This window comes from Paraclostridium benzoelyticum (genome assembly GCF_001006285.1).
Lineage (GTDB): Bacteria > Bacillota > Clostridia > Peptostreptococcales > Peptostreptococcaceae > Paraclostridium > Paraclostridium benzoelyticum.
This window is the reverse complement of the sequence record NZ_LBBT01000262.1, coordinates 1-14,310: the sequence shown is the minus strand read 5'-3', so window position 1 is coordinate 14,310 and position 14,310 is coordinate 1. Positions and strand designations below refer to the sequence as shown.

At 28.0% G+C, this 14,310-nt stretch carries 17 protein-coding genes; 3 read left to right on the top strand and 14 right to left on the bottom strand.

What is annotated here, in order from left to right:
- Positions 1-198: 198 nt before the first annotated feature.
- Both VN21_RS13485 and VN21_RS13480 read right to left on the bottom strand, forming a co-directional pair.
- Positions 199-1,599 carry a [FeFe] hydrogenase, group A gene (locus VN21_RS13485; RefSeq protein WP_046823710.1) on the bottom strand — a complete coding sequence of 467 codons (1,401 nt, stop codon included), beginning with the start codon at positions 1,597-1,599 and terminating at the stop codon, positions 199-201.
- Between the two features lie 205 nt (positions 1,600-1,804).
- Positions 1,805-1,981, bottom strand: coding sequence for a (2Fe-2S)-binding protein (locus VN21_RS13480; RefSeq protein ID WP_046823709.1), 177 nt, complete (start codon positions 1,979-1,981; stop codon positions 1,805-1,807).
- A 177-nt stretch (positions 1,982-2,158) separates the two neighbouring features.
- On the opposite strand from VN21_RS13480, the gene VN21_RS13475 reads away from it, so the two are divergent.
- A complete protein-coding gene (locus VN21_RS13475) occupies positions 2,159-2,773 on the top strand; it encodes a DUF4397 domain-containing protein (RefSeq protein ID WP_046823708.1) in 615 nt (204 codons plus the stop codon).
- A gap of 14 nt (positions 2,774-2,787) precedes the next feature.
- Here VN21_RS13475 and VN21_RS13470 read toward each other — a convergent pair whose 3' ends face one another.
- Positions 2,788-3,288: a hypothetical protein gene (locus tag VN21_RS13470; protein ID WP_046823707.1), complete on the bottom strand. Its 501-nt coding sequence runs from the start codon at positions 3,286-3,288 to the stop codon at positions 2,788-2,790.
- A gap of 115 nt (positions 3,289-3,403) precedes the next feature.
- Between VN21_RS13470 and VN21_RS13465 the strand changes: the two genes are divergently transcribed.
- Positions 3,404-4,216, top strand: coding sequence for a carbon-nitrogen hydrolase family protein (locus VN21_RS13465; protein WP_046823706.1), 813 nt, complete (start codon positions 3,404-3,406; stop codon positions 4,214-4,216).
- A 28-nt stretch (positions 4,217-4,244) separates the two neighbouring features.
- Here the strand turns inward: VN21_RS13465 and VN21_RS13460 are convergent, their stop codons facing one another.
- From VN21_RS13460 to VN21_RS13435, 6 genes are read right to left on the bottom strand one after another with little or no spacing between them, the layout of a single operon-like run.
- On the bottom strand, positions 4,245-4,685 hold the full coding sequence (locus VN21_RS13460) for a DUF134 domain-containing protein (protein ID WP_046823705.1): 441 nt from the start codon (positions 4,683-4,685) through the stop codon (positions 4,245-4,247).
- The gene (locus VN21_RS13455) at positions 4,655-5,128 is read right to left on the bottom strand and encodes a Fur family transcriptional regulator (RefSeq protein WP_046823704.1); all 474 of its coding nucleotides are present in this window, start codon (positions 5,126-5,128) and stop codon (positions 4,655-4,657) included. The genes VN21_RS13460 and VN21_RS13455 overlap by 31 nt, the downstream gene beginning before the upstream one ends.
- A 17-nt stretch (positions 5,129-5,145) precedes the next feature.
- Positions 5,146-5,502, bottom strand: a complete 357-nt coding sequence (locus tag VN21_RS13450; RefSeq protein WP_046823703.1) for a NifB/NifX family molybdenum-iron cluster-binding protein — start codon at positions 5,500-5,502, stop codon at positions 5,146-5,148.
- Positions 5,503-5,517: 15 nt separating this feature from the next.
- On the bottom strand, positions 5,518-6,369 hold the full coding sequence (locus VN21_RS13445) for an ATP-binding protein (RefSeq protein WP_046823702.1): 852 nt from the start codon (positions 6,367-6,369) through the stop codon (positions 5,518-5,520).
- Entirely contained in the window at positions 6,360-7,190 is an 831-nt protein-coding gene (locus VN21_RS13440; protein ID WP_046823701.1) for a P-loop NTPase, read from the bottom strand. The genes VN21_RS13445 and VN21_RS13440 overlap by 10 nt, the downstream gene beginning before the upstream one ends.
- A 26-nt stretch (positions 7,191-7,216) precedes the next feature.
- Positions 7,217-7,573, bottom strand: a complete 357-nt coding sequence (locus VN21_RS13435; RefSeq protein WP_046823700.1) for a NifB/NifX family molybdenum-iron cluster-binding protein — start codon at positions 7,571-7,573, stop codon at positions 7,217-7,219.
- 186 nt (positions 7,574-7,759) lie between these two features.
- Here VN21_RS13435 and VN21_RS13430 point away from each other — a divergent pair, with 186 nt between their 5' ends.
- The gene (locus VN21_RS13430; protein ID WP_046823699.1) at positions 7,760-8,383 is read left to right on the top strand and encodes a TrkA C-terminal domain-containing protein; all 624 of its coding nucleotides are present in this window, start codon (positions 7,760-7,762) and stop codon (positions 8,381-8,383) included.
- A 74-nt stretch (positions 8,384-8,457) separates the two neighbouring features.
- Here VN21_RS13430 and VN21_RS13425 read toward each other — a convergent pair whose 3' ends face one another.
- From VN21_RS13425 to VN21_RS13405, 5 genes are all read right to left on the bottom strand, one after another.
- Positions 8,458-10,002 carry a BCCT family transporter gene (locus tag VN21_RS13425; RefSeq protein WP_084822174.1) on the bottom strand — a complete coding sequence of 515 codons (1,545 nt, stop codon included), beginning with the start codon at positions 10,000-10,002 and terminating at the stop codon, positions 8,458-8,460.
- A 168-nt stretch (positions 10,003-10,170) separates the two neighbouring features.
- A complete protein-coding gene (locus VN21_RS13420; RefSeq protein WP_052952071.1) occupies positions 10,171-10,956 on the bottom strand; it encodes a PIG-L family deacetylase in 786 nt (261 codons plus the stop codon).
- A 158-nt stretch (positions 10,957-11,114) separates the two neighbouring features.
- Complete coding sequence (locus tag VN21_RS13415) at positions 11,115-11,897, bottom strand: PIG-L family deacetylase (RefSeq protein WP_052952070.1); 783 nt, start codon at positions 11,895-11,897, stop codon at positions 11,115-11,117.
- Between the two features lie 141 nt (positions 11,898-12,038).
- The gene (locus tag VN21_RS13410) at positions 12,039-12,809 is read right to left on the bottom strand and encodes an EFR1 family ferrodoxin (protein ID WP_046823698.1); all 771 of its coding nucleotides are present in this window, start codon (positions 12,807-12,809) and stop codon (positions 12,039-12,041) included.
- Positions 12,810-12,913: 104 nt separating this feature from the next.
- The gene (locus VN21_RS13405) at positions 12,914-14,257 is read right to left on the bottom strand and encodes a M20 family metallopeptidase (protein WP_046823697.1); all 1,344 of its coding nucleotides are present in this window, start codon (positions 14,255-14,257) and stop codon (positions 12,914-12,916) included.
- Positions 14,258-14,310: the final 53 nt, after the last annotated feature.

Genomic DNA, 14,310 nt, shown 5'->3' with positions numbered 1-14,310 from the left:
TATTTACACATTAATTCCTCTAATATTAAAACTATTTATAATATAAATACATTTACTAATATTGTGATATTATCTAATTAAATTTTTGCTTATAACCAAATAATACCACAATTTTCATTTTATTGTTCTTCTATTTTATAAGACAAAATTGTAATATTACTTGTGCAAACTTATACAAGTAATATTACAACGATTCTCTTATCCTATATCACTTACATTACTATCTTTATCTAATCCTAACATATCATGTTTAGATTCAAAAGTAGTGTGTAAAAGTTCATGTGATAAATGTGATAAAGGTTGTTTAAAGAATTCTTTATATACATTTATTACATCTGGATTTTCATAACTACATTTTATAGCTATATGCTCATCTTTATCGTATAATCCTTCTATACGTTTTAATCTCATTTCATTTGAAATTCTAGCTTTCATTTTAGGTTGTCCTGCTCCACCTATACATCCACCTTTACAAGTCATAACTTCTATAAAATCATACTTAACTTCGCCTGATTTTAATTTTTCTATTAAAGTTCTAACATTTGCAGTACCTTGAACAGCAGCTAGTTTTAAAGTGGTATCCCCTATAGTTAATGTTGCTTCTTTTACATCTTCAAGGCCTCTAACTGGATTAAAGTGTAGTAATTCTTTATGTGGGTTCTCATCAGTTAGTATATTGTATACAGTTCTGACCGCAGCTTCCATAACTCCGCCACTATTACCAAAGATTACACCTGCTCCACTACCAAGGCCTAGTATATTATCAAATTTAGATCCTTCTAAAGCATTAAAATCTATCTCTTCATCTCTTAGCCATTGTGCAAGTTCCTTAGTTGTTAATATTATATCATTATCTCGCATATTTTCAGACTTATTATACTTAGCCGAAGCATTCATCTCCGGTCTATCTATTTCATACTTTTTAGCAGTACAAGGAGTTATAGTTACATTTACTATTTTTTCTGGATCTATATTAGCCTTTTGGGCAAAGTAAGTTTTTATAACAGCACCTTGTATCCCTATTGGACTCTTTGTTGTTGATAAATTCGGTATTAATTCAGGATAAAAAGTTTCTGCAAATTTAACCCATGACGGACAGCAGCTTGTAAATTGTGGAGTTTTACCCTTTCCATTTTTTATACGGCTTACTAATTCATTAGCTTCTTCCATTATAGTCATATCTGCACCAAATGTTACGTCAAATACATAGTCTCCACCTAATTTTCTTAAGGCATCAACCATTTTATCTTCTACATAAGCGCCTTCTTCTAAATTAAATTCTTCTCCAAGTGCAACTCTAACAGCTGGAGCTGTACTGAATATAACAATTTTTTCAGGATCATTTATAGCTTCTTTAACTCTATCTACATCAATAACTTGAGTTATGGCTTTTTTAGGACAAGCTTGTACACACTGACCACAGTTTATACATATAGCTATGTCTCCAGTATTTTCTAAATCAAAATATCCATTAACTCCAATTTCATTTGCACATACTCTTTTGCATAATCCGCATTTTATACATTTATCAAAATCAATTTGTATAGATGGGTTGTCTAGTTCTATTGGAACTACTTTTTCTGTAAATAAGTGTTTCATATTAAATCTCCTTTAGTGTTTGTTTGATTCATAAAGTAAAATATTAAATTAACTTTAACTTAATTGCATATTTCGACAATTAAACAGTTACTAAAGTTTATACCCAAAAAAATTAACTTTTATCATATTTTTTATTGTATTTTAGTAAAAAAATATCGTCTACCCCTGAGTGTTTTGGAATAAACGATATCTTAATTTTATTTTTTTATTTATTTTCTTCTATTAATTTTTCAATAGTAGACTTACATCTTCCACCATGACAAAATCCAGTTGTAGCTCCAGTTGCATCCTTTACTGCTTCAATACTATCAGCTCCATTTTTTATTGCATCTAATATAGTTTCTTTTGTTATTCCTTTGCATAAACACACTTTTTCTGACATTTTTAATCCTCCTAATATATTTTATATGATTTTCTTATATTCTTATTATACCCATATAATAATGATACTAACTACTATTTTTAATTTTATATTATTTTTTTATATTAAGAACAAATATATAAACTTTTTCATACTCTATATGAGTGATATAAATTATATAAAGGGGGAATTATATAAATGGATTGTTTTAAAACTCAAGAAGGAACTTCTATTGTAAGAGTTCTTCATGCATCTCCTAATGCACCAGAAGTTGATGTTTATATAGATGGTCAATTAGTGGTTGAAGATTTATCCTTCACCAACTTTTCTGATTATTCTTATTTAGAAGAAGGAATGCATACAATACAGGTAACACCTGCAAATGATTCATCAACTGTTGTAATAAATAAAATGGTTGATGTTCCTGATAATAGAATTTTTACTATAGCAGCTGTTGGAAACTTAGAAAATATAGAATTACTATTAATAGAAGATGATATAAATGAAGTGCCTTCAACTAAGGAGGCTACACTTAGGGTTGTTCATCTATCTCCTGATGCACCTAGTGTCAATATTCTTGCTAATAATACTCCTATATTTGAGGATATTGATTTTAAAGAAAGCACTGACTATATTAAAGTCCCTGCTGGTATGTATGACATAAAAGTAGCTTTATCTGAAAATGGAGATATCGCGCTTTCAAGTAAAGTAAACCTTAAAGCAAATAGAATATATACTATATTTGCAGTAGGTAATCCTCCAAATTTAGGATTAATACAATCAGTAGATGTAAACACATATCTGTGTAGATAAAATAAAAAGGACAGTTAACTGTCCTTTTTATTATTTATTGTTACATTAATTAAATTAAATATACTCATTCCTATAGTTTCTTCTTGAATCAAACTCCACTTTATATATTTTTTCATTTTCTCCCAAGTCAAATATTTATTTAAATTTTCACTATGTATTTTTTTTATTTCATCTAATACTTTAGCTGCATCCAATTTATCCTCATTATTTAGACTACTATTATTTTCTATATTTTCATTTATACTACTTATTAATTTATCTACATTTATATGCTTATCTATATATTTATATAATATTTCATCTCTTTTAATTTCAAGTTTGCTCCTTAAAAATTCAAGATCTTTTTTTGTAAAATTCCACACCCTATCATTTGATGGTTCTATATCATCAACACTACCTTTGTACTTGTCTGTTAGTTCTTCTATAGCTATAACAATTTCCAAATAATTATTAGACATTATTATTTCTTCACATCTTTTTATATCTGAATTTATATTAACTAAAAAATCATTCAAAATATTTATACTCCTCTCTTACTTAAATATAATTAATATTATATCATTAAGATAGCTTGTAATATCATATTATATTAAGATAATATTAGAGAATATATAAAAGGTAGGTATATATATGAATAAATGTAAAGTAGTTGTCGTGCAAATGCGTATATGTGAAAGTAAAGCTAAAAATCTTAAAAATCTAAATTCAATATTAAATGAAGTTTTAAAAAATGATATCGATATGATCATACTCCCTGAAATGTTTTGCTGCCCTTATGAAACATCTAAGTTTCCTTTATATGCTGAATATGAACAAGGAAATACTTTTACATATTTGTCTAACTTAGCAAAAGAAAATAAAATATATTTAGTTGCTGGCTCTATGCCTGAGTTAGATAATCAAGATAAAATTTATAATACATCTTACGTATTTAACAGAGATGGTATAATGATAGCTAAACATAGAAAAATCCATTTATTTGATATGAAGATAGGTGATAAATTTGTTCATGAATCTAAAACTATAACTCCAGGTAATAATATAACTGTTTTTGACACTGAGTTTGGTAAATTTGGACTTTGTATTTGTTATGATTTAAGATTTCCCGAAATATTTAGAATAATGGTTGATAAAGGTGCTAAAGCAATTATAGCTCCAGCTGCTTTTAATATGAAAACTGGACCTTGTCATTGGGATTTATTATTTAAGGCTAGATCTGTTGATAACCAAATATATACAATTGGATGTGCTCCTTCTAGAAATTTTGAAGATTCATATGTATCATTTGGAAACTCTATTGTTGTTTCTCCTTGGGGTGATATTGTAGATAAATTAGATGAAACAGAAGGTTTTTTTATTTGTGATATAGATTTTGATTATGTTGATAAAGTTAGAAAAGAACTTCCTGTTCTTAATCATCGTCGTCCAGATTTATATAAATAAAACTATCTCAATATATATTGAGATAGTTTTATTTATTTTTATCACACCATTTTTTACAAATTCCTGCTTTTTTGCTACATATAACCTCATCAGACCCACAAGATGGACACTTATGTTTATCCTGTTCATAATTTATTTCATATAATTCTCCACAATTAAAACACTTAAACTTACAAAAGCTAGCTCTATAGTTACCACCATCAATTTTTATAGCTTTTCCATCTGTTAATGCTATTGCTACTTTTTTTCTGGCACTATCTATTATATTTTGAAAAGTTTGCCTAGATACTTGCATTCTTTTAGCACATTCTTCTTGATTTAGCTCTTCTATATCTTTAAGCCTCATTGCCTCTAGCTCTTCTAACTTTAAAATTATTTCATCTACTTTACACCCTTTCTTATCTAGTGGCGTAAAATATGTATCTTCAGGGAAAAATTCTACTCGTCTAAATTTTGTTGGTCTTGCCATTTAATATCCTCCTTGCATTTATCACATATACCTTTAAACATAATATCAGAGTCATCTATTACAAAGTTTTCTTCTTCTTCAACTTTTCTTATTATGCCAATATAATTAATATTTATATCTTTATTATTTATATCAATTATACTACCACATTTTGAACACTTAAAGTGAATATGAAATGGATTTTGGCTAAAAATTTTCATTTCATAGTAAGTTATATTGTCTATTTCTACTTTTTTTATTATGTTTAATGCAATAAATAAATTCAAAGATCTGTAAATAGTTGCAAGGCCTATATTTTTTTGTTTTAGCTTATCATATATATCTTTCGCACTTAAATGATGACTATTATTTATCAGAACTTCTAATATTAATAGTTTTTGTGTTGTTACTTTATGACCGCTTTTACTTATTACTTTTTTTAAATAATCCAAATTATAATTCATAATGAATACCTTTTATTTTATTCATTACAATGACCTTCATGTGCATGTTCTGTACATACAGAACCTGTTGATTTTAGATTCCCATTTATATATTTTTCTACAGTATCGCCACAGTCTCCTGTAGCTCCAACTACTACTTCTATATTATTTTGGTTAAATAGTTGTTGTGCTGTTTCACCCATTCCTCCAGATATTATAGTACTTACATTTAATTCTTTTAAAAATACTGGTAAATACCCTGGTTTATGGCCTGGATTTTGAACAAATTTTTCTTCCACTATTTTTCCATCTTGAACTTCACAAGTGTAAAATCCTTCACAATGACCAAAATGTCCACTAACTAATTTACCTTCACATGCAACTGCTATTTTCATAATTTAAATCTCCTTTTACTTTTTTATAATATTTTTTATATTTATATATATTTTTTTTATAGCTTCATTAGCTATACTTTCTTTATAATGAGTTATAGGTTTTAATTCATTTATAGATTTCATTACATTGTCATCATATGGAATTTTACCTACTAACTGCATGTCTTCTTTATTTATAAGTTCTTCTATTTGCTTTGATATAGACTCATTTATATCATATTTATTTATACAAACCATAGTAAAAACATCAAAATGTTTACACAACTTAATAACTCTTTTTAAATCTTCAACTCCTGATTTTGTAGGTTCTGTAACAACTAAAACTAAATCACTCCCAGTTATAGAAGCTATAACAGAACATCCAATTCCTGGAGATCCATCTATTATAGTTAATTTTTTATCTTCATTTATCTTCTTACCATTTTCTTTTAGACGAGTAATTAATTTTCCTGAACCGTCACTTCCAATTTCCATTTGTGCTCTAGATATCAATCCATCCTCTAGTTGAGTGATATATGTATCTGCTGTTTTTTCATTTTCCATAAGTATTGCATTTTTAGGACATATTAAAGAACACGCTCCACATCCCTCACATAAAAATGGGTCTATTTCAGAATTTCTAATAGCATCAAACTTACATATTTCTTCACATTTATTACATTTATCACATAAATTTTCATTTATAATCGCTTTTTTACCACTTATGAAATCTTCCTTTTTGATATCTTCACCTTTATAAAACAAATATAAATTAGGAGCATCTACATCACAATCTATTCTAATTACATTTTTCTCAAGTTCTGCTAATGCGGTTGCAATAGTAGTCTTTCCTGTACCACCTTTTCCACTTAATACAACTAATTCCAAAGTAGTACCTCCTTTATATTTTTTGAAAGACTTTTGAATGTTTTTTCATATTTTTCATCTTTACAAATCATTTTACCTTTTGAATATAATATAGCTGCATCCTTATCATAAGGAATAGTCCCTAATAAACATATATTACTTTCTCTACAATATTTCTTTACTATATTATCTTTTTCATCATCTTTATTTATAACTATTCCAAAGGGTATCTTATACATTTTAACAAGCTCTATAGCCATTTTTAAATCGTGTAACCCAAACTCTGATGGCTCTGTTACAAGTATTGCTCCATGTGCATATCTTAACGAGTTTACAACATTACATGATGTTCCTGGAGGACAATCTATTATATTAAGATCATTCCCTAAATTTTTCAAAAGTTTTTTAATAATAGGAACTGCCATAGGTTCACTTATATTTAAAATACCTCTAATACAATTTATATGTTCATTGCTTCCTTTTTGTATTTTTCCAATTTCTCTTTTTTCATAAGTTAATGCTCCAAACTTACACACAATTTCACATGCTCCACAGCCATGGCATAATTTTTCAAATACTTTAATATTATCTTTAACCTTTGCTAATGCATTAAATTGACAAACACTTACACATGCTTTGCAATTTTTACATTTATCATTATCTATTACTGGATAATCCACCATAACACTTTCTTCGTCTTTTATTTTGGGGGTTAAAAATAAAAAACCATTGGGTTCTTCTACATCACAATCTATATAATTTGCGCCTATTGAAAAGGCCAAATTAGTTGATACAGTAGTTTTTCCTGTTCCACCTTTTCCACTAAGTATTGCTATATTCAATTTCTATCATCTCCAAAATAATTATTTTATCCTTGATGCTTAGGCCCACATACAGTTATTTCTTTAAGCTCTTTTTTGTCATATTTTTTCAATATATCTTCTATAGGTAAACATTCACATGTGTATGCCTTTATGCTATTTTCTTCAATTATGTCAAAAGCATTAGGTCCTAAATTTCCAGTTATTATTATTTCTATATTTTCATCTACTATTTGGTTAGCTGCTGCTATTCCTGCTCCTCCACTAGCCTGATTTCCTTTGTTTTGTATTATTTTTATTTCTTTTGTCTCAGTATCATAAACTTGAAAAAACTCACATCTTCCAAATCTTTTATCAAGTAAATCACTTAAATTTTTTCCATTTGCTGAAATTGCTATTTTCATAAAATATACCTCCCTTTTTATTATTGGCATTTGCTAATTAAATATTAGCATCTTTTTTTATTATTGTCAAATGCCAATAATAAAAAAATTATTATTTTATATATATAAAATGTCTATAGACATCCTTTTACAGTAGGTATACAATATTTAAGTGTTAGAATATATTTATATAATTTTGGAGGAATCATGGAAAAATCATATACTATGCCTATATATCAAAAAATTGCTATAGATATAGCAAATAATATATGTAATGGTTATATAGCTGAAGGAACTACTCTTCATGGAAGGTCTGCACTTGCTGGAAAGTACAATGTATCTCCGGAGACAATTAGACGATCAATAAAAATACTTGAAGACTTAAAAGTTGTTGAAAGTATAAAGGGTAAAGGTATTATAGTGCTATCTCGTAGTAACGCTGAGTCTTTTTTAAAAAAATACCAAAATATAACAAATGTTTCTTCATATAAATCTCAATTATCAGAACTACTTAGCTCAAGAAGTAAATTAGAGTCTCAAATTCTAGAAACTATGAATAAAATAGTAGACTACTCTAGTAGACTGTCTACTATAAACCCACTTGTTCCTTTTGAGTTTCTAATAAAATCTAATTGTAAATTAATAGGTCAAACACCAGGTCAAACTAACTTTTGGCAAAATACTGGTGGAACTATTGTTGCGATTAAAAGAGGTGAAGACCTTATAATATCTCCTGGGCCTTATATTGAGTTTATGGAAAATGATATACTTATGGTTATTGGAGATACTCACGTTAATACATCTGTGCCTATGTTCCTTTACGAAAAATAATAGTAAAAAACTTAATAAAAAAGGAGTATCTTAAGCTGATCATATGATCATTTTAAGATACTCCTTTTTTATTTTTAATAAGCTTCCTTTTGAATTTTAATTGCAGACTTCTTACTTTCCTTTTCACTAACAAAATCTTTTTTTAGTACTTTACTTTCATCTCTAAATTCTGATTTTAATGCTTTCGTTATAGATACTATACTCACTACCATTATTATCGCAAACGGGAATGCAGAGACTATAGATACTGTCTGTAATGTTTCTAGTCCTCCAGACATTAATAGTACTAAAGCCAATAATGCTTGTATTATACCCCAAGTAATTTTCTTTTTATTACTAGGATTTAAGTCTCCATTAGATGTAAACATTCCAAGTACATAAGTAGCTGAATCTGCTGATGATATAAAGAATGTACATAGTAATATCATAGCTATTAATGATAATATATTTCCAAATTGATAATTTGAAAAAACTTTAAAAAGTGCCGTTTCAGTTACCATAGTTGCATCTTTAGCAAAATCTAACCCTAAATTAATTCCTAATGTACCAAAAACTGAAAACCATACTATACATGCTAATGCTGGTACTAAGGTTACTCCAATTATAAACTCTCTTATAGTTCTTCCTTTAGATATTCTGGCTATAAAGATTCCAACAAAAGGTATCCATGCTATCCACAGCGCCCAATAAAATACTCTCCACTGGCTAATCCATTCACCTGTAGGATCCATATATAAACTTTGAGATGTAAATTGTTCTATATATACTCCTATACCATTTGAAAAGTTTGTTACAATATCCATTGTAGGCCCAATAATTGCAGCCCCTAATAATAATGAAGCTGCTAGTGTTAGATTTATATTAGATAATAATTTTATACCTTTATCTAACCCACTAGTAGAACTTTTAATATATAAAATAGTAGCTACAGCTATTATAACCATTTGTAAGTATATATTATTTTTTATACCAAACATATATTCAAGTCCACCTGCAATCTGCATTGTTCCCATACCTAAAGATGTGGCTATTCCAGTTACTGTTGTAAATACGGCTAAAATATCTATAGTTTTTCCTACAGGCCCCTTTACTCCTTCTTCTCCTAAAATAGGTAAAAACACACTACTTATTAACCCTGGCGCATTTTTTCTAAATTGAAAATATGCTAATGACAATCCCATTATTGCATAAGCCGCCCATGGAGTCACACCCCAATGTATAAATGATTGTTGCATAGCAAAATTTGTAGCCTCTAAACTTCCCGCTTCTAATCCTATTGGATTTACAAAGTGCTTCATAGGCTCTACTGCTCCGAAAAATACTAATCCAATTCCCATTCCTGCTCCAAACAACATAGAAAACCACGATAAATTACTAAATTCCGGTCTATCAGTATCTTTTCCTAACCTTATATTCCCATATTTGCTAAAAACTAAAAAACCTGCAAATATAACTAATCCTAACATAACGATCAGATATACCCAGTTAAAATTATTTACCACTATATTAAATCCTTTATTAGATATATTCTTAAACATTGTAGGTGACACAAGCCCTAATATTACAACTATGCTGGTCAGTAATAAAGATATTTTAAATACAATATTATTTTGTTTCATGCTCAACCTCCCATATATTTTTTATGTCAAAAGTAACAACTCGAATTCATAAACAAGTTTTTTCTTGAAACAACTTAATTTTAACACAAAGTTGTTTCTTTTGCAAATTTATATAAACTATGAAGGTGCATACAGGTAAATAACAAAATTTACCTGTATGCACCTTTTCTAATAAATACTTAGTACCGATTTATATTTAGGATCATTATATAAATGATCAAAATACGTGTGGGCTGATATATATCCGATTCCATAAAGATGTTCTTTTTCATTTCTTATTTTATATGAATTAAGTGCACATTTTATTTTAGCTTTATCTTCTATAGTATTTGATACGTACACGTCTCTTTGTTTTTGAGGAATATATTTAACATACGAAGGTTTGAGAAAATATCTAGCATCTTTTACTTTTCCTTCATCACTAAGTTTCTTTAAAACTTCTCCATTTTTTCTGTGCATTGGATGATTGTCATATTTATAGTGCTGAGCTATATGAGTAACACTGCCAAATTTATTTTCAAATTCTAATATGGTATTTTCCATAAGGTCAAAGTGTGGCTTCTCTTGTTTTGTTTTATCGGCTAGAATTATTATATTGCTACTTTTTACTCCTAAATTTTTTAAAGCACATTTAAATTCATTATTTCTTAAACAACATCTTTCCTTTCTATTTATACCTTTAAATTCTGGCATTTGATCAAATGCATTAACTCCTGATCCATCTGAAACTAATACAATATATACATTGTCTGCTCCACAAGTGTTTATAGCTTTAAGTATTGCACTACCTCCCCAAAGTACTTCATCATCTTGATGTTGAGGATAAAAGACTACATGACTACTAAGCTTCTTATATTCAAGTTTTTCGCTTTTAACCCCTTGAAACTTAGCTCCAACCACAATTATAAAAAGAGTTAATATTAGAGTACCTATTCTAATATTTGTTTTTTTCATATTATCCACCACCTAGTGTCGTTGTTAAAAAAATTATGATTTGCTACTAAGTGTACTTATTTTTTCACCCTTATTTATAAATATTCATTTCTTATTTAATTGCCACATTAAAATAATAAAAAAACTATCTAAAATTGTTCAATTTTAGATAGTTTTTATTAGTATCTACTTAATACTGATGTATATTGAGGATCATTGTATAAATGATCAAAATATTTATGGGTTGACATATATCCAATTCCATAAAGCTGTTCTTTTTCATTTTTTGTTTTGTATGCATCTAAAGCGCCTTTTACTTTTACTTTATCTTCTTCATTATTTACTGTATATGTATCCCTTTTATCTTCTGGTATATCTTTTACATATGCTGGTTTTACAAAGTATCTAGCATCTTTTACTTTTCCTTCATCACTAAGTCTTTTTAAAACTATTCCATTTTTTCTATGCATTGGATGATTATCATACTGATAATGCTGAGAAACTTGAGTAACACTACTAAATTTATTTTCAAAGTCTAATATAGCTTTTTCCATTAAATCATAATGTGTTCCTGTTTTTTCTGTTTCATCTGCTAAAATTCTTATATTACTATTTTTTACCCCTAAACTGCTTAATGCTGCCTTAAATTCATTGTTTCTTAAAATCTCTTTTTCTTTTCTACTTATGCCCTTGAATTGTTCAAGCTGATTAAATACATTTACACCTGAACCATCTGAAACTAATACAATATATACATTATCTGCTCCACACTCTTTTATAGCTTCTATAATTGCACTTGCCCCCCATAGAGTTTCATCATCTTGATGTTGAGGATAAAAAACTACATGATCCTTAAAATTCTTATGCATTGGATCTTCAGCTTCTCCATATACGAACTTAGCACCTAATCCTATTATTAAAATAATCATCATAAAAATAACTATTTTTATCTTCTTGCTCATTTTTGCACCACCTAATATCTTTTATAAGGGGTTTATACCCTTTAGATATTTATAGTACACATCTTCACAAGATATTTCTATATTTTTGTCGTTTTTGTTCCATTTTTGTAATTTTTTGCAATTTTCCTTTCATTTTCCTATTTATATATAATCCTCGATTTTATATGGTGTAAAAGGCTCATCTTTAAATAAAATAGCATTTGTAGGACATCTATGAATACATTTTTCACATCCTATACACTTGTTATAAAACTCTATATTTTTTTCATCCATAACTATATTTTTAGTAGGGCACTCATGTTCACATATCTTGCAATTTATGCATTTACTTTTATCTACAGAAAAATTTCTCTTTGCGTATTTTTTAGCGTAAATCAAAAAACTATCATAAACCAATTTTGTTCCAACCGTTAGCTTTTTATAATTTATATCACTTCTTTTCTCATTTAAAAAATCTGTAACAATAACTTTTACTTTATTTGGAGCTAAACTTAAAACTTTTTTTATCTGCTCATCTGTATCTCTTTTAAAAAATTTATGATAATAATTATTAGGCATCTGTATAGATGTATTTATAACTACATCTAACCCTTTTTTCTTTAACAATTTGGCTAAATAAACTCTGCCTTCACTATGTTTATCGCCTGCTAATGTGTGATATACTATACACTTTTTATGCTCGTTTGGTATATTTTTGCTTACCCAATCTGTAAATATTCTTGGTAGCATCTCTGCATGTATAGGACCTCCAAATACATAGAAATCATATTCTTTTTTTAATCCGGTTTCTTTTTCTATGTTTATAATATCCATGTTTACGTTTAATTTTTCAAATTCTTCTTTGAAAATCTTAGCTATGTATTTTGAGTTTCCAGTTCCTGAAAAAAATATAACTGCTCCATTTTTTAACATCTAATCATCCCCTTCCTTTTAACTATTATTAATTTTCTTTTCTTTTTATTACAAACAAGGAACCTTCCACTTATAGAAAGGTCCCTTATTTATTATACATCAAATTATCTAGTTAGTTCATATAATGTAAGCGCATAAATTTCAGTAGCTTTTATTATATCTTTTATTTCAACATATTCATTTGGTTGGTGTTCCGTTTTTTTACCCCAAGGGAATATTGCTCCAAATGCAACACAGTTATCTATAGCTCTTGCATAAGTAGCTCCTCCCGATGACATAGGTGTTGAATCACAATTTGTTTCTTGTTCGTATACTTTTCTCAAAGTTTTTATTAAAAAATGGTCACTAGGTATATATATTGAGTTAAGCCAATCATATTCAATGTAATCTAATCCATATTTATTTGCTTTTTCACTTAATGCACTTACAAATTCATCTTTTTCAACTGTAACCGGTATTCTAACATCTAAATAAATTTTTTCACCATCTTCATTTAAATCAATTTTCCCTAAATTAAGGGTTAACTTACCTGATACATCTTCGCAATTTGGCAATATATAATTTGCATGTGCATCTTCTTTTATTACTTCAGATATAAAATCTATAGCTGGAGTGCTTATTCCAATATTTTTAAGTGCTATACAAAGTCTAGATATAGAATTTATACCTTCATTGCATTTTTGCGAATGCACACTTCTTCCTATAACTGTTATAGCTTTTTCTTCTTTTTTATATTCAAACCCTAATTTATCTAATTCACTTTCTAGTTCAACTAAATTTATACTGTTATATTTAGCTTTACTTGGAACTGCATTAAAAGCATCTCCTGCTTTTAAATTTACTTTTGATGCTTTATTTGATGATAATATACATTGTAATAATCCTTTTTCAGCATTTATACAAGGAAATGCACTATCTGGCGTAAATCCAAAACTAGGTATCTCTTCTTTATTTTCATTGTACTTAGCCATGTCTCTCCATAAAGTTTCTTCATCTGTTCCAAAAATAAATCTAACTCTTTTATTTAACTTAAAGCCTGAATCTATTATTGCCTTTGTTGCATATATAGCTGCAATAGTAGGCCCTTTATCATCTTGAGTTCCTCTTCCATAAAGCTTACCATCTATTATAGTTCCCTTAAAAGGTTCTACATCCCATGCACTTAAATCTCCAGCTGGAACTACATCTAAATGCCCTAAAATCCCTACTAATTCTTCGCCCTCTCCTATTTCTGCATAGCCATAATATCCTTCTTTATCTTTATAAGTTTTAAATCCTAATTTCTCACACAAATCTAGAATATGGTTTAGTACATCATCTATATTTCTTCCAAATGGATATTGCTTACTTTCTTCACCAATTACACTTGGTATTTGTACACTTTCAATAATTGAATTAACCATTTCATCTTTAATATTTTCAACGCTTTTTATAATTTGATCTCTCATATCACATACCCCCTTATTCAAAATCTACTCTCAACTTTAATTATATCAATTTA

What these genes read in the sequence shown, in the direction of transcription:
- VN21_RS13485 (WP_046823710.1), bottom strand. Translation starts at nt 1,599, where the DNA reads ATGAAACACTTATTTACAGAAAAAGTAGTTCCAATAGAACTAGACAAC.
- VN21_RS13480 (WP_046823709.1), bottom strand. Translation starts at nt 1,981, where the DNA reads ATGTCAGAAAAAGTGTGTTTATGCAAAGGAATAACAAAAGAAACTATA.
- VN21_RS13475 (WP_046823708.1), top strand. Translation starts at nt 2,159, where the DNA reads ATGGATTGTTTTAAAACTCAAGAAGGAACTTCTATTGTAAGAGTTCTT.
- VN21_RS13465 (WP_046823706.1), top strand. Translation starts at nt 3,404, where the DNA reads ATGAATAAATGTAAAGTAGTTGTCGTGCAAATGCGTATATGTGAAAGT.
- VN21_RS13460 (WP_046823705.1), bottom strand. Translation starts at nt 4,685, where the DNA reads ATGGCAAGACCAACAAAATTTAGACGAGTAGAATTTTTCCCTGAAGAT.
- VN21_RS13455 (WP_046823704.1), bottom strand. Translation starts at nt 5,128, where the DNA reads ATGAATTATAATTTGGATTATTTAAAAAAAGTAATAAGTAAAAGCGGT.
- VN21_RS13450 (WP_046823703.1), bottom strand. Translation starts at nt 5,502, where the DNA reads ATGAAAATAGCAGTTGCATGTGAAGGTAAATTAGTTAGTGGACATTTT.
- VN21_RS13435 (WP_046823700.1), bottom strand. Translation starts at nt 7,573, where the DNA reads ATGAAAATAGCAATTTCAGCAAATGGAAAAAATTTAAGTGATTTACTT.
- VN21_RS13430 (WP_046823699.1), top strand. Translation starts at nt 7,760, where the DNA reads ATGGAAAAATCATATACTATGCCTATATATCAAAAAATTGCTATAGAT.
- VN21_RS13425 (WP_084822174.1), bottom strand. Translation starts at nt 10,002, where the DNA reads ATGAAACAAAATAATATTGTATTTAAAATATCTTTATTACTGACCAGC.
- VN21_RS13420 (WP_052952071.1), bottom strand. Translation starts at nt 10,956, where the DNA reads ATGAAAAAAACAAATATTAGAATAGGTACTCTAATATTAACTCTTTTT.
- VN21_RS13415 (WP_052952070.1), bottom strand. Translation starts at nt 11,897, where the DNA reads ATGAGCAAGAAGATAAAAATAGTTATTTTTATGATGATTATTTTAATA.
- VN21_RS13410 (WP_046823698.1), bottom strand. Translation starts at nt 12,809, where the DNA reads ATGTTAAAAAATGGAGCAGTTATATTTTTTTCAGGAACTGGAAACTCA.
- VN21_RS13405 (WP_046823697.1), bottom strand. Translation starts at nt 14,257, where the DNA reads ATGAGAGATCAAATTATAAAAAGCGTTGAAAATATTAAAGATGAAATG.